This window comes from Streptomyces sp. NPDC005492 (genome assembly GCF_040605995.1).
GTDB lineage: Bacteria > Actinomycetota > Actinomycetes > Streptomycetales > Streptomycetaceae > Streptomyces.
The window spans coordinates 1-22,926 of the sequence record NZ_JBEXDX010000039.1 but is presented as its reverse complement, the minus strand read 5'-3'; the positions used below and the strand labels follow the sequence as shown (position 1 = coordinate 22,926).

Annotated in this window: 19 protein-coding genes; 7 read left to right on the top strand and 12 right to left on the bottom strand. The window is 71.1% G+C overall.

Annotated features, from left to right (window positions below; translation table 11 throughout):
* Positions 1–7 precede the first annotated feature (7 nt).
* Positions 8–1,015, bottom strand: coding sequence for an ornithine carbamoyltransferase (argF, locus tag ABZT04_RS35570; protein ID WP_356061769.1), 1,008 nt, complete (start codon positions 1,013–1,015; stop codon positions 8–10).
* 88 nt (positions 1,016–1,103) lie between these two features.
* On the bottom strand, positions 1,104–2,327 hold the full coding sequence (locus ABZT04_RS35565; RefSeq protein ID WP_356061766.1) for an arginine deiminase: 1,224 nt from the start codon (positions 2,325–2,327) through the stop codon (positions 1,104–1,106).
* A gap of 146 nt (positions 2,328–2,473) precedes the next feature.
* Here ABZT04_RS35565 and ABZT04_RS35560 point away from each other — a divergent pair, with 146 nt between their 5' ends.
* Both ABZT04_RS35560 and ABZT04_RS35555 read left to right on the top strand, forming a co-directional pair.
* On the top strand, positions 2,474–3,511 hold the full coding sequence (locus tag ABZT04_RS35560) for an SPFH domain-containing protein (RefSeq protein ID WP_356061764.1): 1,038 nt from the start codon (positions 2,474–2,476) through the stop codon (positions 3,509–3,511).
* A complete protein-coding gene (locus ABZT04_RS35555) occupies positions 3,508–4,407 on the top strand; it encodes a hypothetical protein (RefSeq protein ID WP_356061761.1) in 900 nt (299 codons plus the stop codon). The genes ABZT04_RS35560 and ABZT04_RS35555 overlap by 4 nt, the downstream gene beginning before the upstream one ends.
* 32 nt (positions 4,408–4,439) lie before the next feature.
* Here the strand turns inward: ABZT04_RS35555 and ABZT04_RS35550 are convergent, their stop codons facing one another.
* The 4 genes from ABZT04_RS35550 to ABZT04_RS35535 all read right to left on the bottom strand — a co-directional run bounded on the left by ABZT04_RS35550 (position 4,440) and on the right by ABZT04_RS35535 (position 10,103).
* The gene (locus ABZT04_RS35550) at positions 4,440–6,995 is read right to left on the bottom strand and encodes a polynucleotide kinase-phosphatase (protein WP_356061758.1); all 2,556 of its coding nucleotides are present in this window, start codon (positions 6,993–6,995) and stop codon (positions 4,440–4,442) included.
* Entirely contained in the window at positions 6,992–8,455 is a 1,464-nt protein-coding gene (locus ABZT04_RS35545) for a 3' terminal RNA ribose 2'-O-methyltransferase Hen1 (protein ID WP_356061756.1), read from the bottom strand. Before ABZT04_RS35545 ends, ABZT04_RS35550 begins: the two co-directional genes overlap by 4 nt.
* A 130-nt stretch (positions 8,456–8,585) precedes the next feature.
* Positions 8,586–9,101 carry a TetR/AcrR family transcriptional regulator gene (locus ABZT04_RS35540; RefSeq protein WP_356061753.1) on the bottom strand — a complete coding sequence of 172 codons (516 nt, stop codon included), beginning with the start codon at positions 9,099–9,101 and terminating at the stop codon, positions 8,586–8,588.
* A gap of 78 nt (positions 9,102–9,179) precedes the next feature.
* Positions 9,180–10,103: an LLM class F420-dependent oxidoreductase gene (locus ABZT04_RS35535; protein WP_356061750.1), complete on the bottom strand. Its 924-nt coding sequence runs from the start codon at positions 10,101–10,103 to the stop codon at positions 9,180–9,182.
* Between the two features lie 241 nt (positions 10,104–10,344).
* On the opposite strand from ABZT04_RS35535, the gene ABZT04_RS35530 reads away from it, so the two are divergent.
* Positions 10,345–10,527, top strand: coding sequence for a hypothetical protein (locus ABZT04_RS35530; protein ID WP_356061747.1), 183 nt, complete (start codon positions 10,345–10,347; stop codon positions 10,525–10,527).
* A gap of 160 nt (positions 10,528–10,687) precedes the next feature.
* On the opposite strand, the gene ABZT04_RS35525 is transcribed toward ABZT04_RS35530, so the two are convergent.
* The 4 genes from ABZT04_RS35525 to ABZT04_RS35510 all read right to left on the bottom strand — a co-directional run bounded on the left by ABZT04_RS35525 (position 10,688) and on the right by ABZT04_RS35510 (position 13,476).
* Positions 10,688–11,161, bottom strand: coding sequence for a DUF6099 family protein (locus tag ABZT04_RS35525; protein ID WP_356061745.1), 474 nt, complete (start codon positions 11,159–11,161; stop codon positions 10,688–10,690).
* A gap of 191 nt (positions 11,162–11,352) precedes the next feature.
* A complete protein-coding gene (locus ABZT04_RS35520; RefSeq protein ID WP_356061743.1) occupies positions 11,353–11,679 on the bottom strand; it encodes a nucleotide pyrophosphohydrolase in 327 nt (108 codons plus the stop codon).
* The gene (locus tag ABZT04_RS35515) at positions 11,676–12,986 is read right to left on the bottom strand and encodes an ATP-binding protein (protein WP_356061740.1); all 1,311 of its coding nucleotides are present in this window, start codon (positions 12,984–12,986) and stop codon (positions 11,676–11,678) included. The genes ABZT04_RS35520 and ABZT04_RS35515 overlap by 4 nt, the downstream gene beginning before the upstream one ends.
* Before the next feature lie 94 nt (positions 12,987–13,080).
* Entirely contained in the window at positions 13,081–13,476 is a 396-nt protein-coding gene (locus tag ABZT04_RS35510; RefSeq protein ID WP_355902068.1) for a cell division protein SepF, read from the bottom strand.
* Positions 13,477–13,686: 210 nt separating this feature from the next.
* Between ABZT04_RS35510 and ABZT04_RS35505 the strand changes: the two genes are divergently transcribed.
* Positions 13,687–17,742 carry a bifunctional nitrate reductase/sulfite reductase flavoprotein subunit alpha gene (locus ABZT04_RS35505; protein ID WP_356061737.1) on the top strand — a complete coding sequence of 1,352 codons (4,056 nt, stop codon included), beginning with the start codon at positions 13,687–13,689 and terminating at the stop codon, positions 17,740–17,742.
* Positions 17,743–17,940: 198 nt separating this feature from the next.
* On the top strand, positions 17,941–19,614 hold the full coding sequence (locus tag ABZT04_RS35500) for a hypothetical protein (RefSeq protein WP_356061734.1): 1,674 nt from the start codon (positions 17,941–17,943) through the stop codon (positions 19,612–19,614).
* 7 nt (positions 19,615–19,621) lie between these two features.
* Here ABZT04_RS35500 and ABZT04_RS35495 read toward each other — a convergent pair whose 3' ends face one another.
* The gene (locus ABZT04_RS35495; RefSeq protein ID WP_356061731.1) at positions 19,622–20,137 is read right to left on the bottom strand and encodes a YceI family protein; all 516 of its coding nucleotides are present in this window, start codon (positions 20,135–20,137) and stop codon (positions 19,622–19,624) included.
* Between the two features lie 112 nt (positions 20,138–20,249).
* On the opposite strand from ABZT04_RS35495, the gene ABZT04_RS35490 reads away from it, so the two are divergent.
* Complete coding sequence (locus tag ABZT04_RS35490; RefSeq protein ID WP_356061728.1) at positions 20,250–20,738, top strand: MarR family transcriptional regulator; 489 nt, start codon at positions 20,250–20,252, stop codon at positions 20,736–20,738.
* 15 nt (positions 20,739–20,753) lie between these two features.
* Here ABZT04_RS35490 and ABZT04_RS35485 read toward each other — a convergent pair whose 3' ends face one another.
* Positions 20,754–21,773: a LacI family DNA-binding transcriptional regulator gene (locus tag ABZT04_RS35485; protein WP_356061725.1), complete on the bottom strand. Its 1,020-nt coding sequence runs from the start codon at positions 21,771–21,773 to the stop codon at positions 20,754–20,756.
* Between the two features lie 170 nt (positions 21,774–21,943).
* Here ABZT04_RS35485 and ABZT04_RS35480 point away from each other — a divergent pair.
* Positions 21,944–22,926, top strand: a 983-nt coding sequence (locus ABZT04_RS35480) for a beta-L-arabinofuranosidase domain-containing protein (protein ID WP_356061722.1), incomplete at its 3' end; no start/stop codon positions are given.

Here is a 22,926-nt window from a genome sequence, read left to right as displayed (position 1 = left end):
CGGGGCCTCAGGCCAGCGTGGCCACCAGCACGGCCTTGATCGTGTGCAGCCGGTTCTCCGCCTGGTCGAAGACGACCGAGTGGGGCGACTCGAAGACCTCGTCGGTGACCTCCAGGGAGTCGAGGCCGTGGCTCTCGTATATCTCGCGGCCGACCTTGGTGCCGAGGTCGTGGAAGGCCGGCAGACAGTGCAGGAACCTGACGTCCGGGTTGCCGGTGGCCCGTAGGACGTCCATGGTCACGGCGTACGGCGCGAGGGCCGCGATCCGCTCGTCCCAGACCTGCTTGGGCTCCCCCATCGACACCCACACGTCGGTGACGACGAAATCGGCGCCCGCCACACCGTCCTCGATCCCCTCGGTGAGCGTGATGCGGGCACCGCTCCGCTCGGCGAGCGCGCGGGCCGCGGTGACGATCTCCTCGGCGGGCCAGTACGACTTCGGGGCGACGATCCGGACGTCCATGCCCAGCAGCGCGCCGGTGACCAGGTAGGAGTTGCCCATGTTGAACCGGGCGTCGCCGAGGTAGGCGAAGGCGATCTCCTTGAGGGGCTTGTCGCTGTGCTCGGTCATGGTGAGCACGTCGGCGAGCATCTGGGTGGGGTGCCAGTCGTCGGTGAGCCCGTTGTAGACGGGGACGCCCGCGTACGCGCCCAGCTCCTCCACGGCGGCCTGGCTGTCCCCCCGGTACTCGATGGCGTCAAACATCCGGCCGAGCACCCGCGCGGTGTCCTTCACGGACTCCTTGTGCCCGATCTGCGAGCCCGAGGGGTCGAGATAGGTCGTCGAGGCCCCCTGGTCGGCCGCCGCGACCTCGAACGCGCAGCGCGTGCGTGTCGAGGTCTTCTCGAAGATCAGCGCGATGTTCTTGCCCCGCAGGTACCGCGTCTCGCCCCCGGACTTCTTGGCGGCCTTCAGCTCGGCGGCCAGCTCGATCAGGCCGCGGAACTCCTCCTCGGAGAAGTCCAGCTCCTTGAGGAAGTGGCGGCCGGCGAGGGCGGTCGGGACTGTCGCCATGGGGGCGCTCCAGAGATGCGGGTACAAGGACTTTTGGAATTCTATACGACTCTTAGCATTTCTATACAGCAGCCCGCCCCCCGCCTCGCTATACGGCGTCCCGTTCGACCGGGCAGCTCATACAGCGCGGTCCGCCCCGGCCCCGGCCCAGTTCGCTGCCGGGGATCTCGATCACCTCGATGCCCCGCTTGCGCAGATGCGTGTTGGTGGTGACGTTGCGCTCATAGGCGACGACGACGCCGGGCTCGACGGCGAGGACGTTGCAACCGTCGTCCCACTGCTCGCGCGCGGCGGCGTGCACGTCCTGGGTGGCGGTCAGGACGCGGATCTCGTTCAGCCCGAGGGCGGCGGCGATCGCGCGGTGCATGTGCTCCGGCGGGTGGTCGGTGACCTTCAACTCCTTGTCGCCGACGCCCGGTTCGATGGTGTACGACCGCAGCATGCCGAGCCCGGCGTACTGGGTGAAGGTGTCGCCGTCGACCATCGTCATCACCGTGTCGAGGTGCATGAAGGCGCGCCGCTTGGGCATGTCGAGCGCCACGATCGTCCGCGCGGACCCCTCGGCGAACAGCTTGTGGGCGAGCATCTCGACGGCCTGCGGGGTGGTGCGCTCGCTCATGCCGATGAGCACCGCCCCGTTCCCGATGACGAGCACGTCCCCGCCCTCGATGGTGGACGGGTAGTCGGCCTGCCCCTCGGACCAGACATGGAACTTCTCCGCGCGGAAGAGCGGGTGGTGCTGGTAGATCGCCTCGAAGTGGACGGTCTCGCGCTGCCGGGCCGGCCAGCGCATCGCGTTGACGGCGACGCCGTCGTATATCCAGGCGGAGGTGTCGCGGGTGAAGAGGTGGTTGGGGAGGGGGGCGAGGAGGAAGTCGTCGAGTTCCATGACGTGGAAGCGGACGGAGGTCGGCTCCGCGTGGGCGTCCAGGAACTCCCGCTTGGTCATGCCGCCGACGAGCGCCTCGGCCAGCTCGGGCGCGGGCAGCGTCTCGAAGGCGGCGCGGAGGTGGTCGGTGGCGAGGGGGCCGTACTCCTTCTCGTCGAAGACGCGGTCCAGGACGAGTGCTCGGGCCGCCGGGATCGCCAGGGACTCGGCGAGCAGATCGCCGAAGAGGTGGACGGCGACGCCCCGGTCGCGCAGTACGTCCGCGAAGCCGTCGTGCTCGGCGCGCGCCCGGCGCACCCAGAGCACGTCGTCGAAGAGGAGGGCGTCCTTGTTCTCGGGGGTGAGCCTTTTGAGCTCAAGATCCGGCCGGTGCAGGATGACGCGACGCAGCCGCCCGGTCTCGGAGTCGACATGGAGTGCCATGTCTCCATCCTGACCATCCGGGGCGGAGTTCACCCCCTTACTTCTCATACTGCCCCTTCTTTTCGTCCCCTTGACGACAAGTGGGCCACGCGATTATCGTCGCACTGACGAGATCGATGCGGGATCTGAGGGGATCTGAGGGACTGATGGCCGACATCACCCGGCGCCTGGGCTGGCGCCATCTGCGCGGGGCACCGACGGCGCACATCCGGCACCACCGCTCGGGCAAGCTGCTGCACGACGGGCCCGGACTCAGCTTCTGGTTCCGCGCGTTGACCGCCGCACTCTCCGAAGTACCGGTCGACGACCGGGAGTTGGCCATGACCTTCCATGCCCGTACGTCCGACTTCCAGGACGTGGCGGTCCAGGCGACCGTCACCTACCGGATCAGCGACCCGGCCCTGGCGTGTGCCCGGCTCGACTTCTCCGTCGACCCGGACACGGGCGTATGGAGAGGCGCGCCCCTTGAACAACTCGGCACCCTGCTCACGGAGACGGCCCAGCAGCACGCCCTGGCCGTCCTCGCCCGTACGCCCCTCTCGGCCGCGCTGGTCGACGGGGTGACGGCGGTGCGGGAACGCGTCGCGGCGGGGCTGAACGCCGAACCCCGGCTGCCGGCCACCGGTATCGAGGTGGTCGCCGTCCGCGTGATGGCGCTGCGGCCCGAGCCCGAGGTGGAGCGGGCGCTGCGCACCCCGGCGCGCGAGCAGATCCAGCAGGAGGCGGACAAGGCCACCTACGAACGGCGGGCGGTGGCCGTCGAGCGGGAGCGCGCGATCGCCGAGAACGAACTGGACAGCCAGATCGAACTCGCCCGCCGCGAGGAGCAGTTGGTCGACCAACGCGGCACCAACACCCGCCGCGAGGCCGAGGAGCACGCGGCGGCGGACGGCGTACGGGCGGAGGCGGAGGCCACCCGCACGGTACGGCTCGCCGACGCCGAGGCGGCGCGTTCGGTACGGCTCGCCCGTGCCGAGGCCGAAGGCGCGCGCGAGGTGGGTGAGGCCCGGGCGCAGGCCCAGGCGGCGTGGCTCAGGGTGCACGCCGATGTCGATGTCACGACGCTGAACGCGCTCACCGGGACGCGGCTCGCGGAGAACCTGCCGAACATCGACAGCGTCACCATCTCGCCGGACGTGCTGACCGGCCTGCTCGCCCGGCTCGGTGCCGGAGAGCGGGCGTGAGCCTCGCACCACGGGTCGTCCTCGTCCATCGGACCACGGAGTACGAGGAGTTGGTGGCCCGGCACGGGACGCACGGCCAGGCCGCGTTCTTCCTGCGGTCGCGGGGCCGGGACATCGAGGAGGTCGCCGAGCGGCACCGCCGGACGAGGAGGGCGCTGACCGAGGTCTCGTCGGCCGTTCCCCTGACCTGGCGTCAGACACAGGTGGAGCGGGCCGACTTGGACCGTTTCCTGTTCGCCCCGGAGGACGTGGTGGCCGTCGTCGGCCAGGACGGCCTGGTCGCGAACGTCGCCAAGTACCTCGCCGGACAACCGGTGTTGGGCTTCGACACGGACCCCGGACGCAACCCGGGCGTCCTGGTACGGCACCGCCCGTCGGCCGCCACCGCCTTGCTGCCCTCGGCCCAGGCCACCGGCACCGGCGTGGACGAACTGACCATGGTCGAGGCGGTCGCCGACGACACCCAGCGGCTGGTCGCGCTCAACGAGATCTATCTGGGAGCCGTCGGACATCAGACGGCCCGATACCGCCTGGGCCTGGAGGGCGACGGGGGTGTCGTCGAGGCCCAGGCGTCCTCCGGGGTGCTCGTGGGAACGGGCACCGGGGCCACGGGATGGCTCCGGTCGGTGTGGCAGGAGCGGGGCAGCACCCTGCCCCTGCCACACCCCTCGGAGGACAGGCTGGTGTGGTTCGTACGGGAGGCGTGGCCGTCGCCCGCCACCGGGACGTCCCTGGTGGCGGGCGGGCTGGCTGGTCAGGCGTTGCTTCAACTCACCGTTGAATCCGAGCAGTTGATTGTGTTCGGGGACGGGATGGAGGGGGATGCGGTGGAGTTGACGTGGGGGCAGGTGGTGCGGGTCGGGGTGTGCGGGCAGCGACTGCGGTTGGTCGGCTGAGCGCCCAGGATCCCCCGGGCGCTCAGCCTCCCTCACAGCCGAGGGTCCACCGGCTCCGACTCCAGCGCCAGCACCCTGAACACCGCCTCGTGCACCCGCCACAGCGGCTCCCCCTCGGCCAGCCGGTCGAGGGCTTCGAGACCGAGCGCGTACTCGCGGATCGCGAGGGACCGCTTGTGGTTCAGGAAGCGGCCGCGCAGGCGGGTCAGGTTGTCGGGGCGGGTGTACTCCGGGCCGTAGATGATCCGCAGGTACTCACGTCCCCGGCACTTGATGCCGGGCTGGACCAGCCTGCCCTGCTCGCTGCGCACCACCGCGCCGACCGGCTTGACGACCATGCCCTCGCCGCCCCGGCCGGTCATCTCCAGCCACCAGTCGACGCCGGCCCGCACCGACTCCGGGTCGGCGGTGTCGACGTACAGGCGCCGGGTGGTCTGGAGGAGGCCGGTGCTGTCGTGTTCCACCAGCCGGTCCAGCAGGGCGAGTTGTTCGTCGTGCGGGAGACCGGCGAGGCTGCGGCCCTGGACCGCGAGGATCTGGAACGGGGCCAGGCGGACACCGTCGAGGCCGTCCGTGGTCCAGCAGTAGCGGCGGTACGCGTCGGTGAACGCCGAGGCGTCGGCGGCCCGTTCGCGCTGCCGGGAGAGGAGGTCGGTGACGTCGACACCCCGCGCTGCGGCACCCTCCAGCGCCGCCAGCGCACCCGGGAACACCGCACCCGCCGCCGCGCCGACCGCCGCGTACTGACCGCGCAGCAGCCCGGACGCCTTCAGCGACCACGGCATCAGCTCCGCGTCCAGCAGCAGCCAGTCCGTCTCCAACTCGGCCCAGAGGCCCGCCTCTTCGACTGCCGTGCGCAGGCGGCCGAGGATCTCCTCGGTGACCGCCGGGTCGTCGAAGAAGGGGCGGCCGGTGCGGGTGTAGAGGGAGCCCGTCGGGCCGTTCTCCACACCGAAGCGCTTGGCCGCGGTCTCCGCGTCCCGGCACACCAGCGCCACCGCCCGCGAGCCCATGTGCTTCTCCTCGCACACAACCCGCGCGACACCGTCGTCCTTGTACTGCGCGAAGGCCTCGGCCGGGTGCTCCAAATAGCCCTCGACGTGCGAGGTCGCCGTCGGGGCCATCGTCGGCGGGAGGTACGGCAGCAGGCGCGGGTCGACCGCGAAGCGGCTCATGACCTCCAGGGCCGCCGCCGCGTTCTCCTCGCGGACCGACACCCGGCCGGCGTGCCGGGTCTCCACCACCCGGCGGCCGTGCACGTCCGCCAGGTCCAGCGGGCGGCCGTCCTGGCCGCCGGGGGCCTCCGTGCGCAGCGGGCGGGTCGGCTCGTACCAGACCTGCTCGGCCGGTACGTCGACCAACTCCCGCTCCGGCCAGCGCAGCGCGGTCAGCTTGCCGCCGAAGACCGCACCGGTGTCCAGGCAGATGGTGTTGTTGAGCCAGGTGGCCTCGGGGACCGGGGTGTGGCCGTAGACGACGGCCGCGCGGCCCCGGTAGTCCTCGGCCCACGGGTAGCGCACCGGCAGGCCGAACTCGTCGGTCTCGCCGGTCGTGTCGCCGTACAGCGCGTGCGAGCGGACCCGGCCGGAGGTGCGGCCGTGGTACTTCTCGGGCAGGCCGGCGTGGCAGACCACCAGCCTGCCGCCGTCGAGGACGTAGTGGCTGACGAGTCCGTCGATGAACTCCCGTACCTGCGAACGGAATTCCTCGGTCTCCCCGTCCATCTGCTCGATGGTCTCCGCCAGGCCGTGGGTGTGCTGGACCTTGCGGCCCTTGAGGTGGCGGCCGTACTTGTTCTCGTGGTTGCCCGGTACGCACAGCGCGTTGCCCGAGCCGACCATGGACATCACGCGGCGCAGCACGCCGGGCGAGTCGGGGCCGCGGTCGACGAGGTCGCCGACGAAGACGGCCGTACGGCCCGCCGGGTGGACACCGTCGTCGTAGCCCAACTTGCCGAGCAGGGTCTCCAGTTCGGCGGCGCAGCCGTGGATGTCGCCGATGATGTCGAAGGGGCCGGTGAGGTGGGTCAGGTCGTTGAAGCGCTTCTCGGTGACGACCGTGGCGTTCTCGATGTCCTCGACACCGCGCAGTATGTGCACCTTGCGGAAACCCTCGCGCTCCAAACCCCGCAGGGAACGCCGGAGTTCGCGGGTGTGGCGGGTGATGACCCGGCGCGGCATGTCGGCCCGGTCGGAGCGGCTGGCGTTGCGCTCGGCACACACCTCCTCCGGCACGTCCAGCACGATGGCGATGGGCAGCACGTCGTACTGCCGTGCCAGGTCGATCAGTTGGCGTCGGCTCTCCTGCTGCACGCTGGTCGCGTCGACGACCGTGCGGCGGCCGGCGGCGAGCCGCTTGCCGGCGATGTAGTGCAGGACGTCGAAGGCGTCCCCGCTGGCGCTCTGGTCGTTCTCATCGTCCGCGACCAGGCCCCGGCAGAAGTCGGAGGAGATGATCTCGGTCGGCTTGAAGTGGCGGTGCGCGAAGGTGGACTTGCCCGAGCCGGAGGCGCCGATCAGCACCACGAGGGAGAGGTCGGTGACCGGCAGGGTGCGCGCCTTCGCGGGGGTCTCGGTCTCGTTCGTCATGCGGCCTTCGCCTCCTTCACAGTGGTCATCCTGAACACGGCCATCTGGGTGGGCGGTCCCACCTCGGGGTCGTCGGGCCCGACCGGCACGAACTCGACGTCGTAGCCGTGCCGTTGGGCCACCTTTCCGGCCCACTCCCCGAACTCGGCGCGCGTCCACTCGAAGCGGTGGTCGCCGTGCCGGACGTGTCCGGCCGGGAGGGTCTCCCAGCGGACGTTGTACTCGACGTTCGGGGTGGTGACCAGGACCGTCCTCGGGCGGGCGGCGCCGAACACCGCGTACTCGAGGGCCGGCAGCCGGGGCAGGTCGAGGTGCTCGATCACCTCGCTGAGCACGGCGGCGTCGTACTCCTTGAGGCGGTTGTCGGTGTAGGCGAGCGAGCTCTGGAAGAGCTGGACGCGCGCGGCCTGCCGCTCCCCCATGCGGTCGAGCTTGAGGCGGCGGCCGGCGATGGTGAGCGCGCGCATCGACACATCGGTGCCGACGACCTCGGTGAACCGGGTGTCCTTGAGCAGCTCCTGCACCAACTGGCCCTGCCCGCAGCCCAGATCGAGCACGCGGGCGGCACCGGACGCCTTGAGCGCCTCGACGATGGCGTCCCGTCGCTGGACGGCGAGCGGCGTCGGCTTCTCCTCGGCCTCCGTCTCCGGCTCGACGGCGTTGTCGATCTCCTCGACCTCGCTGTCGTCGGCCTCGGCGAGCCGTACGAGTTCCAGTCGCTCCATCGCGTCCCGGGTCAGGGACCAACGGCGGGACAGATAGCGGCTGGTGATCAGCTTCTGCTCGGGGTGCGCGGGCAGCCAGCCCTCACCGGCGCGCAGCAGTTTGTCGACCTCGTCGGGCGCCACCCAGTAGTGCTTGGCATCGTCGAGGACCGGGAGCAGGACGTAGAGGTGGCGCAGCGCCTCGGCGAGGGTCAGCGTCTCCGACTCCAGTACGAGGCTCACGTAGCGCGAGTCGCCCCACTCGGGGAACTCGGCGTCCAGCGCGACCGGTTCGGCGGTGACGGTCCAGCCGAGCGGCGCGAAGAGCTTCCGTACGAGGTCGCCACCGCCCCTCGCGGGCAGTGCGGGCACCTCGATACGCAGCGGCAGCGGCTGTGCGGCGCGCTCGGGGCGGGCGTTGCACACGCCCCGCATGGCGCTGGAGAAGACCGCGCTGAGCGCGACGGCGAGCAGTGAAGAGGCCGCGTACGGGCGGTCGTTGACGTACTGCGCGAGCGCCGCGTCGGGCGCGCCGCCGCGCCCCTTGCCCTTGCCGCGCCGGACCAGTGCCACCGCGTCGACCTCCAGCAAGAGCGCCGCCGTGCAGCGCTGGGCATCCGCCTCGGGGTAGAGGACGTGGGCCCTGCCGTAGGACGTGGAGAACTCCTGCGATTTCTCGGGATGCTTGTGCAGCAGGAAACCGAGATCGGTGGCGGGGAGTTCGGGAGTGCCGGTGGTAGTGATGGTCAGGAACATGCGGAGGACCTCTCCGACGGGTGGATGAGTGCGGTGCCGTACGTGCGAAAGCCCCCAGGGTCGGTGATCCCGGGGGCTGGGCAGGACGACCGTCTCACTTTCGCACAAGGCGGCCGAACTGCGCCTTCCCTTATTGCGCGGGGGTCCGGGCCAGCCGTTCCACCGTCGTGACCGTCTGGTCGAGGATCGTGTCGTGGAGGCGGGCGTGGGCGGCGGGGAGGCCGGCGAGGAGGGGGCGCAGGGGGTCCGTCGCCGGGTCGGGGGTGTCGTCGAGCAGGGCCGTCATCTCCTCGTCGGGTCTGCGGTGGCCCTCGTAGACGGCGTGGCCGAGCATCGTCGAGGAGATCAGGGCGACGGCGAGGGCGAGGTCCTCGTCGGAGAGGCCGGCCGGGGCGAGGATCTCGCACAGCCGGGTCAACCCGGGGATCCAGGCGGGGTGCCGGGTCGTCGTCATGTACGGCATGAGCTGCGGGTAGGGGCGGAGGTTGGCCTGTCCGGCCCGCATCCGGGCGCGGAGCCGGTCGGGCCGGGGGCCGTCGGGGACGGGGTCGCGCCGCATGGCCTCCAGGACGTGGTCGGCGGCCGCCTGGAGGAGGGCGTCGCGGTCCGGGAAGTAGCGGTAGAGGGCCATGGGTGCGGCACCCACGGCGGGCGGGAGTGCCCGCGGCGGCCGTGGCGCGGGCGGGGTCGTAACGCAGGCTTCGATGCCCCCGCCCGCGCGGCGCTACGACAACTGCGACTGCACCTGGGACGAGAGCAACTCCAGGTGGTCCAGGTCGTCGAGATCGAGGATCTGGAGGTAGACGCGCTGGGAGCCGACCTCGGCGTAGCGGCCGATCTTGTCGACGACCTCGGACGGGGAGCCCGCGAGGCCGTTGGCCTTGAGTTCGTCGACCTCGCGGCCGATCACGGCGGCGCGGCGGGCGACCTCCTGGTCGTCCTTGCCGATGCAGACCACGAGGGCGTTGGAGTAGGTGAGGTCGTCGCCCTTGCGACCGACCGCCTCGGCGGCGGCGCGGACCCGGCCGAACTGCCGCTCGCTGTCCTCGATCGAGGCGAACGGCATGTTGAACTCGTCCGCGTACTTCGCGGCCAGCTTCGGGGTACGGCTCGCGCCGTGGCCGCCGATCAGCACGGGGATCTTCGCCTGCGTGGGCTTGGGCAGCGCGGGCGAGTCGGTCAGGTCGTAGTGGGTGCCGTGGAAGTCGAAGGTGTCTCCGGGCTTGGTCTCCCACAGCCCGGTGACGATGGCCAGTTGCTCCTCCAGGCGGGCGAACTTCTCCTTCGGGAACGGGATGCCGTACGCCTTGTGCTCCTCCTCGAACCAGCCCGTGCCCAGGCCGAGTTCGACCCTTCCCCCGGACATCTGGTCGACCTGCGCGACCTGGATGGCGAGGACGCCGGGGAGACGGAAGGTACCGGCCGTCATCAGCGTGCCGAGCCGGATGCGGCTGGTCTCACGGGCGAGTCCGGCGAGGGTGAGCCAGGCGTCCGTGGGGCCGGGGAGCCCGTCGCCGGAACCCATGCTCAGATAGTGATCGGACCGGAAAAAGGCGTCGAAGCCAAGATCCTCGGTGGCCTTGGCCACGGCGAGCAAGGTGTCATAGGTAGCCCCCTGCTGGGGCTCGGTGAAAATGCGAAGATCCATGCCCCCATCCTGCACGCCCGAGTGACGGTCAACCCCACCGGTCCCTCCGGCCCGTCCCGTCCCCGGTCGGGTGAAATCGCGTCAACCGTGCGCGCGGGAGCCGCCCGCGCCAGTGACCGGCCCCGTTGATGATCGTTGGCTCGGGCGGAGCCGGACCGCCCGGATTCCCGCACCGGCCAGGCGATGTCGGGGCGACACCCGCATCGGTCTCCTCCGGAGGCCACGGGCCGAGGAGGCCGTCATGTCCGAAGAAGCCGTGCCGCAGCAGGGCGGGCCTGCACAACCGAAGGGGTTGTTGCAGCAGATGGAGGAGCTGATGGCGTCATTGAACGCGGACCTGTCAGCCCTGGACGCGGATCTGCAGTCCGCCGGGAGCACGGGGTCGGGGTCGGGGTCCGGCGAGGAGGGCGGCGCGACCGCCTGACGGCCTGACCGGCACAGGGCTGCGGCCCGTTTCACAGGCGGGCCGCGCCCGAGGCGCCCGACGCGTGTGGCGGCCGGGGTCGTCGCCGCCCCGCAAGTCACCTGGTAGGGCGGCCAGTTGGGCCCGGCGGTCACTCCCGCACCTCCGCCGGAGGCAACCGTCAGCCTGCCTCTCGCTCGGGTATCGCCGACTGTTCGCGGTCCGCGAGTCTTCGCAGCATCTCCAGGACCCGGTCGCGGGACTCGTCCGCCGCGTCGATGGCCTCCATGCACTGCCAGTACGTGCCCTCGTCGTCCGCCGCGCAGGCGATGCCGACGAGGGCGATGCCGACCTCGCCGAGCAGGATGCCGAGGCACAGCAGGGCGAGGCGGGCATCGCCCAACTCCGTGAGCTGGGCCGCCCGTAAGTCCTCCACGGCGAGCACGGGGGTGTCGAGCACTCCGCAGCCCCGGCCCGCCAGTTCGGTCAACCCCAGTGCCTCGCCCCGCAGTTCCGGTGGGCCGAAGACCGCGAGGCGGCTGCCTATCGCCTGGGCGAGGGCCTGCGCCTGCCACACCTCGGTCATGGTCTCCGGCACGTCGCCGCTTCCGGCCAGGGCGCGCCTGCTCGTCACGATGAGCCGCATCGCGTCCATGCGCTGCCCCCGTCATATCCCGGCGTGCTGTTCGCACGCCCGCCCGAACTCCCTAGTCCATTACCCAGAGTGAGGGTGCCTGAGACGAAAAGCCAGTGGAAGGCGGAAATCTGTGGACAACAAATCGGTTGCGGGCAGATGAATGACTCCGGAGAGTGAAAATGGACGCGCCGGCTCCCCTGAGTGATCGGCTACGGCGCCGGGAACCTGTGTTCGTTCCGGTCGATCTTCGCGTCGAGCGCGGCGAGCGGGTCGATGCCGAGCACCTCGCACAGTTGCAGCAAGTACGCGAGCACATCGGCGACTTCGTCCGTCACCCGGTGCGCGGTGTCCGGGTCGTCCATGACCCGCGTCGACTCCTCCGGGGTCAACCACTGGAAGATCTCGACCAGTTCGGAGGCCTCCACGCTGAGCGCGGCGACGAGGTTCTTGGGGGTGTGGTACGGCTGCCAGTTCCGCGCGGCCGCGAACTCGGCCAGTCTGCGCTGCAGTTTCGCCACGTCGAGATGTTCTGTCACGGCTCCAGGTGTACCACTGTGACACCGTCGACTTCGGCGGCCCAGGACGCGTCGCTCACCGCGCCGACCAGCCGGATGTGCCCGCGCTCGCACATCCGCGCCGCGAGCCGCAGCAGTTCGGCCCGTTGCCGTACGTCGACTCCCCGGTCGAGGCCGTCGGCGAGGACGGTGAGGGTCTGCATCGCGGCCGGGACCTCGCCGGGCGGGTCGACCTCCAGCACGCCGGGGCCGGTGAGGAGCACCAACGCGAGGGCCGCGTACCGGAGTTCACCGTCACCGAGCCGCTCGAAGGCGGTGCGGGGGCCGTCGCCCCGGTCGAGGACCGCGCGGAGCATCCCGTCCCGCAGAGGTTCCGCGAGCACATCCACCACGGGTCCGGCGCACCCGGTCCGCACCGCCGTGACGAGCTGCGCGTGCCGTTGCCCGCACTCGCTCCGGGTGCGCCACAGCACGTCGGCGAGGTTGGAGCAGTCCCGCAGCAGCCGGCCGTCGCCGATCGGCACGGCCGCGCGCATCCGCTCGGGGGCCGGGTCGCAGGCGAAGACGGAGCGCAGGGCGACCACCATCTGTTCGGCGGCGGCGAGGACTTGGCGCTGTCCGTCCGTCTTGCCGGCGACCCGCAACGGCAGCAGCGCGGTACCGAGCCGGTCGTCCGGCAGCGGGGCGCGGGTGACCGGGGACGAACCCCCGGTATGCCAGGCGGCCTGCACCGAGCGGCGCGAGGGGTCCCGCAGGGCGGTCTCCAGGAGGACCAGCCCGTTCGCCGTCAACCGCTCCCCCACGATGCGCAGTTCGGGCTCGGCCTGCACGGCGACATCGAGCCGAACCGGCCCCTCGGGCCCGTCCGCCGTACACCCGATCCGGAACCCACGCCGCCGCTGGGCATCGGGCCGCGCCCGCTCCGGAACACACCCGCGGGGGTCCGGGAACACCTCCCCCACCTCACTTCCACCCCCGAGCCGCGCGAGAGCCTCGTAGGCCCGCAGCACACTCGTCTTCCCGGACCCGCTGGGCCCGGCGAAGAGAGTGAGCGGCCCGAGCGAGAATCCAGCCCCACGATGCGCGGCGAACGCGGACAGCCGCAACTCGGCGAGATGGGGCCGACCGGGCCGCGGGACGCTGACCGGCACGGGCGCCTCGGGCGCGGGCCGAGCCAGGCGGGCGACGGCTTTCGAAGACCGCCCCTGCGGCGGCACCCCCTCCGACCGCCCAGGTGACTCGGGCGGCCCGGAGCTCGGGGAGGACTCAGGCGGCTGCGGCGACGGGGACGACCCGGGCGGCTGCGGCGACTGTGCTGGCGCGGTCATATCCGGACCGTAGGCCTCCGCCGTCAGGCGAACCGTTCCGCCCGGGGGACCTTCCTACGATCGAGCGACCGGGCCCCGCCGCACACGGGTGGGCTCACACGCCCGGGACCCCCGCGCCCTCCATCAGCCCCCGCACTTCCGTCCCCGGCGGTGTGAGCAGAAACACATTCCGGTCGACACGGGTCATCCCGCTCGACAGGCCGAAGACGACGCCCGTGCTGAAGTCCAGCACCCGCTTGGCGACCTCCGTCTCCGCGCCGGTCAGGTCGAGGAGCACCGGTACGCCCGCCATCAGGGTCTCCGCGACCTCGCGGGCGTCCCCGAACACGTTCACGCGGAGGACGACGAAACGGCGGCGCGGCTCGGTCTCGGCCTCGGGTATGGAACGGTGGCTCACGGCCGAGGGCCAGGCGTCCCGGCCTCGCAGCGGCACTACCTGGGCGAGCCCTTCCCACTGTTCGTCGGTGACATCGTGGCTGTTCACCGGCATGCTCCGTCCTGGGTCGCGCTGGCAGTCTGCATCCGGCAATTGTTGCGCACTGTCACCCGTTCGGCCCAACAGCGACACACTCCGCGACAAGATCGGACCATATCTCGTCCGCATCTCACAGCGACCCCCAGCCCGTTGTGCAGCGGGCGTAACCCCTCATGATCGAGCCGCGTGACATCGGCGTAACGGGCAATTCGTACGGTCGACGCCATGACGACGAGCCCGGCGAGCCTCCAGACGCAGCAGGTACGGACGGTCTGCTCGTACTGCGGTGTGGGCTGCGGCATGCTGCTCGACGTCGGGGCGGGTCCGGACGGCAGGCGTACGGTCCTCAAGGCGTCCGGCGACAAGGCGCACCCGGCGAACGCGGGCCGGCTCTGCACCAAGGGCGCGACCACGGCCGAGATGCTCACCGCACCCGGCCGGCTGACCGGCGCCCTGGTGCGGGACGAGCGCGGCGAGGAGCCGGTGCCCACGCCCATGGCCGACGCGATCGCCGAGACCGCACGGCGGCTGCGGGAGATCGTCGACGAGCACGGGCCGGACGCCGTCGCTCTCTATGTCTCCGGGCAGATGAGCCTGGAGGCGCAGTACTTGGCGAACAAGCTGGCCAAGGGGTTCATACGGACGAACCAGATCGAGTCCAACTCCCGTCTGTGCATGGCGAGTGCGGGCGCCGGCTACAAGTCGTCGCTCGGCGCGGACGGGCCGCCGGGATCGTACGAGGACTTCGAGCGCGCGGATGTGTTCCTGGTCATCGGCTCGAACATGGCCGACTGCCATCCGATCCTCTTCCTGCGGATGATGGAACGGGTCAAGGCCGGCGCCAAGTTGATCGTCGTCGATCCGCGCAGGACCGCCACGGCGGCGAAGGCCGACCTGTTTCTGCAGATCGCGCCGGGCACCGATCTCGCCCTGCTCAACGGCCTGTTGCGGCTGCTGCACGAGAACGGCCACACCGACCCGGAGTTCATCGCCGCGCACACCGAGGGCTGGGAGGCGCTGCCCGAGTTCCTCGCGGACTACGCGCCGGACGCCGTCGCCGCCCTCACCGGTCTCGCCGAGGACGACATGCGTACGGCGGCCCGGCTCATCGGTGAGGCGGGCGAGTGGATGAGCTGCTGGACGATGGGGCTCAACCAGTCAACGCACGGCACCTGGAACACCAACGCCCTCATCAACCTGCATCTCGCGACGGGCGCGATCTGCCGTCCGGGCAGCGGGCCGTTCTCCCTCACCGGCCAGCCGAACGCGATGGGCGGCCGTGAAATGGGCTACATGGGACCGGGGTTGCCGGGCCAGCGGTCCGTACTCGTCGAAGCGGAGCGGGAGTTCACCGAGGAACTGTGGGGCCTGCCGCCGGACACGCTCCGCGCGGACGGCGTCGGCCGTGGCACCGTCGAGATGTTCCAGAAGATGGCCGACGGCGACATCAAGGCCTGCTGGATCATCTGCACCAACCCGGTCGCCTCGGTCGCCAACCGACGGACCGTCATCGAGGGCCTGGAAGCAGCCGAGTTCGTCGTCACCCAGGACGTCTTCACCGACACCGAGACCAACGCCTACGCCGACGTCGTCCTCCCCGGCGCGATGTGGACCGAGGCCGAGGGCGTCCTCATCAACAGCGAGCGCAATCTCACCCTCGCCCGCCCGGTCGTCGACCCGCCCGGCGAGGCGACGGCCGACTGGCGGATCATCGCGGCCGTCGCCTGCGCGATGGGGTACGAGAAGGGCTTCTCCTACGACAGCGCCGAGGAAGTCTTCGAGGAGATACGGCAGTTCTGGAACCCGGTGACCGGCTGGGATCTGCGCGGGGTGACCTACGAGCGGCTGCGGAGCACGCCCGTGCAGTGGCCGGCCGCCGAGGAGGGCGGGCCGGACCGCAATCCCATCCGGTATGTGGGCGGGGGCGAGTTGAAGTTCCCGACCGCCAGTGGGCGTGCCGTCTTTCATGCCCGGCCGCACATGCCGGCCGCCGAACTGCCGGACGACGACTACCCGTTCGTGCTGAACACCGGGCGCTTGCAGCACCAGTGGCACACGCTGACGAAGACGGGCAAGGTCGCCAAGCTGAACAAGCTGAACCCCGGGCCGTTCGTGGAGCTGCATCCCGAGGACGCGCGGGAGTTGGGGATCGCGGAGGGTGACTCGGTGGAGGTCGCGTCGCGGCGGGGTCGGGCGGTGCTGCCGGCCGTGGTGACCGACCGGGTGCGGCCGGGGGGCTGTTTCGCGCCGTTCCACTGGAACGACCTCTTCGGCGAGTATCGATGCGTCAACGCGGTGACGAGCGACGCGGTGGATCCGGTGTCGTTCCAGCCGGAGTTCAAGGTGTGCGCGGTGTCGCTGGCGAAGGTGGCGAGCGCGCCGGCACCGGCAAAGGCTCCGGCGGAGGTGGTGGTGCCGGCCGCGGTGATCCCGGGCGCCAATCCCTTCGGGCTCGATCCCGCTCCCCCGCCCGTCCTCACCGCGCAGGAACGCCTTTACCTGACCGGCTTCCTCGCGGGCATCGAGTCCGGCTCCCCCGGTGTGCCGACGCTTCCGCCGGACGCGCCCTTCAGCGCCGAACACGCCTTGTGGGTCAACGGTGTTCTCGCCGGGATGTATTCGCGGTCGGCGTCTGCTCCGGCGCAACGGCCGCAGTCCGGGCGGCAGATAGTCGTCCTGTGGGCCTCGCAGACCGGCAACGCCGAGGAGGTGGCGGCGGCCACCGCCGAGCGGCTCGGCTCGGCCGGGCACCGGGCGACTCTGGTCGGCATGGACCAGGCCGACGTCGGCGCGCTCCCGGCCGACGCCGATCTCCTCTTCATCACCAGCACGTTCGGCGACGGCGACGCGCCCGACAACGGCTCCGGCTTCTGGGACACGCTGGCCGGGGAGCAGGCGCCGCGCCTGGACGGGGTGCGGTTCGCGGTGCTTGCCCTGGGCGACTCGTCGTACGACGACTTCTGCGGGCACGGGCGTCGACTGGACGCGCGGCTGGACGAGTTGGGCGGGGTGCGGCTGACCGACCGTACCGACTGCGAGCCGGACTTCGAGCCCTCGGCGGACGCCTGGCTGGGTCAGGTGCTCACGGCGCTGGGCGCCGACGCCGAGACGACGGTGGGCGCCGACACCGAGGCCCCGAAGTCACCGCCCCGCGCCCCCAAACCCGCGCCCGCCGCCGCCCGGCTCGTCGGCAACCGGCTGCTCAGCCGGCCCGGCGCGGGCAAGGAGGTCCGGCGGTTCACCTTCGACACCAGTGGGATCGACCTGACGTACGAGGCCGGTGACGCGCTCGGTGTGCGGCCGGTCAACTCGCCCGCTCTGGTGGAGGAGTGGCTGACCGTCACCGGCGCCGATGCCTCGACGGTCGTAGAGGTAGCGGGTGTTGGCTCCTTCCCTTTCGCCGAAGCCTTGTACCGACAGTTGGACATCACCCGGATCACCCCGGACCTGCTGCGGTTCGTGGCCGAACGGGCGCGGGACGACCGGGAGTTGCGCAGGCTGCTGCGGCCCGACAACAAGGACGGGCTCGCGCAGTGGAGTTGGGGGCGGCAGGCGGTGGACGTGCTCGCCGAGTATCCGGTGAAGGCGTCCGCCGAGGACTGGGCCGGGGTGCTCAAGAAGCTTCAGCCGCGCCTGTATTCGATCTCCTCCAGCCCGCTCGTCGACCCGCACAGTGTCTCGCTGACGGTGTCGGTGGTGCGCTACGAGAATCTCGCCGGGCGGCCGCGCGGCGGGGTGTGCTCGCCGTTCCTCGCCGACACCGATCCGGCGGCGGGGACGGAGGTGCCGGTGTTCGTGCAGCGCTCGCCGCACTTCCGGCCGCCGACCGACGCGGCGACGCCGATGGTGATGGTGGGGCCGGGGACGGGGGTGGCGCCGTTCGTCGGGTTCCTCCAGGAGCGGCGGGCGCTCGGGCATCAGGGGCCCAACTGGCTGTTCTTCGGGGAGCAGCACCGGGCGACGGACTTCTACTACGAGGAGGAGCTGACGGAGTTGCTGGCCGAGGGCACGCTCGCCCGGCTCGACACGGCCTTCTCCCGTGACCAGCGCGCCAAGGTGTACGTACAGGACCGGATGCGGGAGCACGGGCCGGAGTTGTGGCACTGGTTGCAGGAGGGTGCCCACTTCTATGTGTGCGGGGACGCCTCGCGGATGGCGAAGGACGTGGACCGGGCGCTGCGGGACATCGCGGTCGCGCACGGCGGGCTGGACGAGACCGAGGCGGGCGCGTATGTGAAGCAACTGGCGGCGGCGAAGCGGTATGTGCGCGATGTTTACTGAATGAACTGATGGCCACCGCCGGTTGAACAAAGTCGTTCGACTTTGCCCCTTTTGGGCGACAACGAGGCCTTCTTACCGGTCTCATACCCGGCTCTTCACGATTGCCGCCACCTCGCTCACCGCGCCGGATTAGCGTTCTGTGCTGTGCACTTGGCAGAAACACCACAGGTGGCACCCGGTCGGCGGACACAGTCGGCGGTGTCCGCCCCGGAACCTCCCGCGCAGTGGCACCGGATCCTGACCCTGCTCGCCGACATCAGTCTGTTCATCGGTGTCCGCCCGGTGTGGACGCAGGCCGCCGGCCACCGCCTCGTCGTGGCGGCGGTCGTCTCGCTCTGCTACGCCTCGATCCTGGTGTGCGGTGTGCTGGCCCTGGTGGTCCGCCGGGCCCGGTCGCTGGCCCGGATCGATCTCGCCGTCCTGGTGACCGCGGTCCTGCTCGCCCTGTCCGCTTGGTCCGTGTTCCACGGCGGCGGCGACGAGGCGGTCCTCACCACCCAGGCCGCCAAGGAACTGGTCGCCGGGCACCCGATCTACGGCCAGGCCTGGCCGTGGCTCTTCCACTCCGGGGGTGTCGCGCTCACCCCGACGGTGACCGGCGGCTACGACTACACCTACGGCTACCCCCCGTTGGAGACGCTGCTGACGGCGCCCCTGCTGTGGATCGGGCACGGCGGCGCGCCCGCGACGGCCGTCGCCACCGGCGCGCTCGTCGCCGCCGCGGTCCTCATGTGGCGGCTGCTGCCCACACAGTGGCGGTCGGCGGCCACCCTGGCCTGCCTCGGCCTCGGCCTGCTTCCCACCTACGGCCGCCAGGGCTATCCCGCCGTCCTCGCGATGGCGTTGCTGGTGCCGGTGGTGATCCGCTGGCCCCGGATCGGCAGCGGCGGCCGGCTCGGCCGTGCCGGGATCGCCCAGGCGGCGTGTCTGGGGGCGGCCTGCGCGGCACAGCAACTCCCCTGGTTCCTGACGCCGTTCCTGCTCGCCGGGATCTATGCGATGCGGCGCGGTGAACTCGGCGCGCGGCAGGCCGCGTTGGTGGTGCTGCGCATCGTCGGGACCGCCGTCACCGTATGGCTGCTGATCAACACGTACTTCATCGTGAGCGAGCCGGGCACCTGGCTGACGGGCATCGCGCTGCCGCTGACACAGGGCGCGGTGGTGCACGGTCAGGGCCTGGTGGACATCTCGCTGTACTTCACCAATGGCAGCGACCGGCTCGACTGGTACTCCCACGCGAGCATGCTGCTGGCGGCGGGCCTGCTCGTCGTGTTCGTGCTGTTCGTACGGCGGTTGGGGCCGGCGGCGACCGTGCTGCCCTGGTGCGCCTTCTATCTGGCGACGCGTTCGCAGGACGGCTACTACCTGCTGATGACCCCGCTGTGGCTGGCCTCGGCGGTCACCGCGCCGCTCTCGGAGTTCCGTACGGCGTGGCAGCCGCGCCCCCGGCTGCTGTCGGGCCCGCACCGCCGCCGGGCCAGGGTCGCGGCGGCCGTGCTCCTTCTCACGCCCGCACTGGCGAGCGCCGCGGTGGCGGCGACGGGGACACCACCGATGACCATGAGACTCACCGGGGTCCGGCGCGCCCTGCCCACCGTCGTGACCAGGCTGACCGTCCGGGTGACCAACGCCTCCGGCACGGCCCTCACCCCGCACTACACCCTGACCACCGGCCAGGGCATGAGCAGGTTCTGGTCCCAGGTGGGCGGTCCGGCGACCCTGCCCGCGCACAGTACGCGGACCATCGAACTCCGGCCGCCCAGTGGGACGTTCACGCTTCCCCACAAGAAGGTCCGCATCCGGGTGCGCGCCTTCACCGCGGTCCCGCAGACGCTGTCCAGCTCGGACATCCGGCTGCGGCCCGGGAGTTGACGGCCGGTCAGGCAGCCCTGCGCAGGAAGCGGAGCGTGGTGGTGACGGTGGTCAGCCCGCGCAGCATGCCGATCTGGTTCCAGCCCAGGCCGAACTGGTCGCGGTCCACGGTGAATTCGGCGTCCAGGGTGAGCGCCTCTCCGGTCGCGTCCTTGAGGCGGGCGGTGAAGGTCTGGGGACGGCTGATGCCGTGGACGGTCAGCTGACCGACGATGTGCACGGTGTCGCCGTCACGCAGTTCGGCGCTGCGCACCGCGAAGGTGATCTCCGGGAACTTCTCCACGTCGAACAGGTCGGCGGAGCGGAGGTGCTTGTCCCGCTTGGCGTTCTTGGTGTCCAGGGAGGCGGCGGCCAGGGTCAGCGTGCCGATCGCGGACCCGTCGGGCCGGACCTCGCCCTGACCGGTGACGGTACCGAAGGTGCCCTTCACATTGACCAGGCCCCACATCGTCTTGTGGCTGATGCCCACGGTGGAGGCGGCCTGGTCGAGCTGCCACACCCCGGTTTCGACGGCGACGGTCATGATCTCTCCCACTGGTTCCGATAGTCCAAATTTGAATGAGCCTCACGCTAGCCCATTATCCAAATATGGACAACCACTCCTCCAAAATTGGACAACAGGTAGACTCGGAACCATGGCCGACCCCGTTGAGCGCCCCGCCGACCAGCCCGAATGCCCCTCCATGCAGGGCGCCGGCCTGCTCCCTCCCGAGCTGCGTGCCTGGATGCTGCTACTGGCGGCGACGGGAGCGGTGGAGCAGGAGCTGCGCTCGGTCGTGAAGGGGAACCTCGATGTCTCGCACGACGAGTTCCTGGTGCTCTGCCTGCTCGCCGAGGAGCCCGAGGGGCTGCGCATGACCCGGATCGCCGACCTGCTCGGCCGCCCGAAGACCCGGCTGACCTACCAGATCGCCTGCCTCCAGCACGCGGGCCTGGTCACCCGCAAGTCGGTCTGCGGAGACAAGCGCGGAGTCGAGGTCGCCCTCACCGAGAAGGCCCGCCGACTGCTGGCGGAGTCGTCCGGAGCACTGCAGGAGACGGTGCGGCGAGCACTCGTACAGTTCGTCGGCCCGGCCCAACGCGAGGCCCTGTCCGCCCTGTTGCCGGACCTCACCGGCAACTGATCGGAACGACCGGCCCTAGCTCGACTCCCGCACCACCAGCCGGCACGGCACCGTGTGCAGCCCCGGTGCCGGGTCCGCGTCGATCGCCTCCAGGAGTCGCAGGGCCGCGATCCGGCCGATCTCGGCGAGGCTCATGTCGATCGTGGTGAGGGGTGGGCGGCTGGCCAGGGCCATGGTGTCCCAGTTGTCGTAGCCGACCACGGCGATGTCGGCGGGGACGCTCGCCCCGCGCTCGCGCAGCGCGTCCGTCACACCGCGCGCGATCTGGTCGTTGCCGCAGAAGAAGGCGTCGGTTTCGGGCGCCGTGCGCAGCACCGCGTCGGCCGCGCGGCGGCCCCAGGCCTCGCTCCACTCGCCGAAGTGGACGCGCCCGGTGGCGAGTTCGAGCCCGGCACTCTTCAAGTGATCCCCCGCGAACCGGGCCCGGTCGCGGGCGGCGGCGTGGTGGGCCGGGCCGGTGATGTGCGCGATCCGGGTGCGGCCGGTGGCCAGCAGATGCTCCACGGCCAGGCGGGCGCCGCCTTCGTCGTCCGAGACGACGGAGGTGTCGTCGGGGTCGGTGGACGGGGACAGCGCGTAGACCACCGGGACCTCGTCGACGCCGGTCAGCGGCGGGCGCGGGTCGGTGCGGCGGCCGGTGACGATGATGCCGTCGACACGGCGGTCCATGAGGTTGCGCAGATGGTGCTGTTCGCGGATGGCGTCGCCGCGGGTGTCGCACAGCAGCACGGAGATCTTGCCGGCCCCGAGCGCGTCCTCGGCCCCCAGCAGCACGGGTGTGCTGAACCGCCCGATGCCGTCCGTGGTCATCAGGCCGACCGTCCAACTCCGGCCGGTGTGCAGGCTCTGCGCGTACTGGTTGGGCCGGAACCCGAGCGTCTCCACCGCGTCCAGCACCCGCTGCCGGGTCTCCGGCCGCATCCGTCCGCCGCCGTTCAACGCCTTCGACGCGGTGCCCACACTGACGCCCGCGAGCGCGGCCACATCGGCGAGTCTGGCCCGCCCCGCGGAGGGTGAACGAGGAGCAGAGGTCACAGGCAATCCTTTTCCTTCACGGCGGCGGTGACGTCCTCATCGGCGACAGTAGCAGTCCTTTGACAAGGCGAAAAAGCTCCGTCGCGCTACTTGACCCGGATCCGTCTCCTCCCCTCTACTCTCCGCTAGGAAAACGATTGCGCGACATGAACCGGAGAGCCATGCCCCCCATGCCCCGCACTCCTTCCGCCCCGTCCCCCGCCGGCCCGATCCGGCTCGGCCCGGGCGCCCGCGCGGCGCTGCGTCCCGCCGCCGCCCACATCACCGCGGGCTTCTGGCACACCCGCCGCGAGGTCAACGCCAGGGTGTCCCTCCCCCAGGGCCCCGGCCTGCTGGAGTCGGCGGGCAATCTGCACAACCTGCGGCTGGCCGCCGGGACCACCGAGGGCGAGTACCGGGGCGCGTACACGTTCGTCGACACGGACGTCTACAAGTGGCTGGAGGCCGCCTCCTGGCAACTCGCCGGCCACGCCGACGAGGAGCTGACTGCCGAGGTCGACCGGATCAACGCCCTGGTCGCCGAGGCCCAGCAGCCCGACGGCTACCTCAACACCTGGTTCCAGGTCCATCAGGACGGCGCCCCCTTCCAGAACCTGCGCTGGAGCCACGAGTTGTACTGCGCCGGCCATCTCATCCAGGCGGCCGTGGCCCATCACCGGGCCACCGGCCGACCCGAACTCCTCGACGTGGCACGGAAGTTCGCCGACCACCTCGGTCAGCTCTTCGGCCCGCCCGGCAGCGGCCGTCCGATCGACGGCATCGACGGCCACCCGGAGGTCGAGACCGCCCTGGTCGAGCTGTACCGGGAGACAGGACAGCGCGAATACCTCGATCTGGCGGGCTACTTCGTCGACCGGCACGGCCACGGCCTGCTCGACGGCGCGGCCTACTGGCAGGACCGCGTCCCGGTGCGCGAGGCCACGAGCGTCGAGGGCCACGCCGTACGGCAGTTGTATCTGCTGGCCGCCGTCGCCGACCTGGCCGCAGAGACGGACGATCCCGAACTGCGGTCCACCGCCGAGCGGTTGTGGCATGCGATGACCACGACCAAGACCCATCTCACGGGCGGACTGGGCGCGCACCACGACGAGGAGGACTTCGGCGACCCGTACGAACTCCCCAACGAGCGCGCCTACTGCGAGACCTGCGCGGC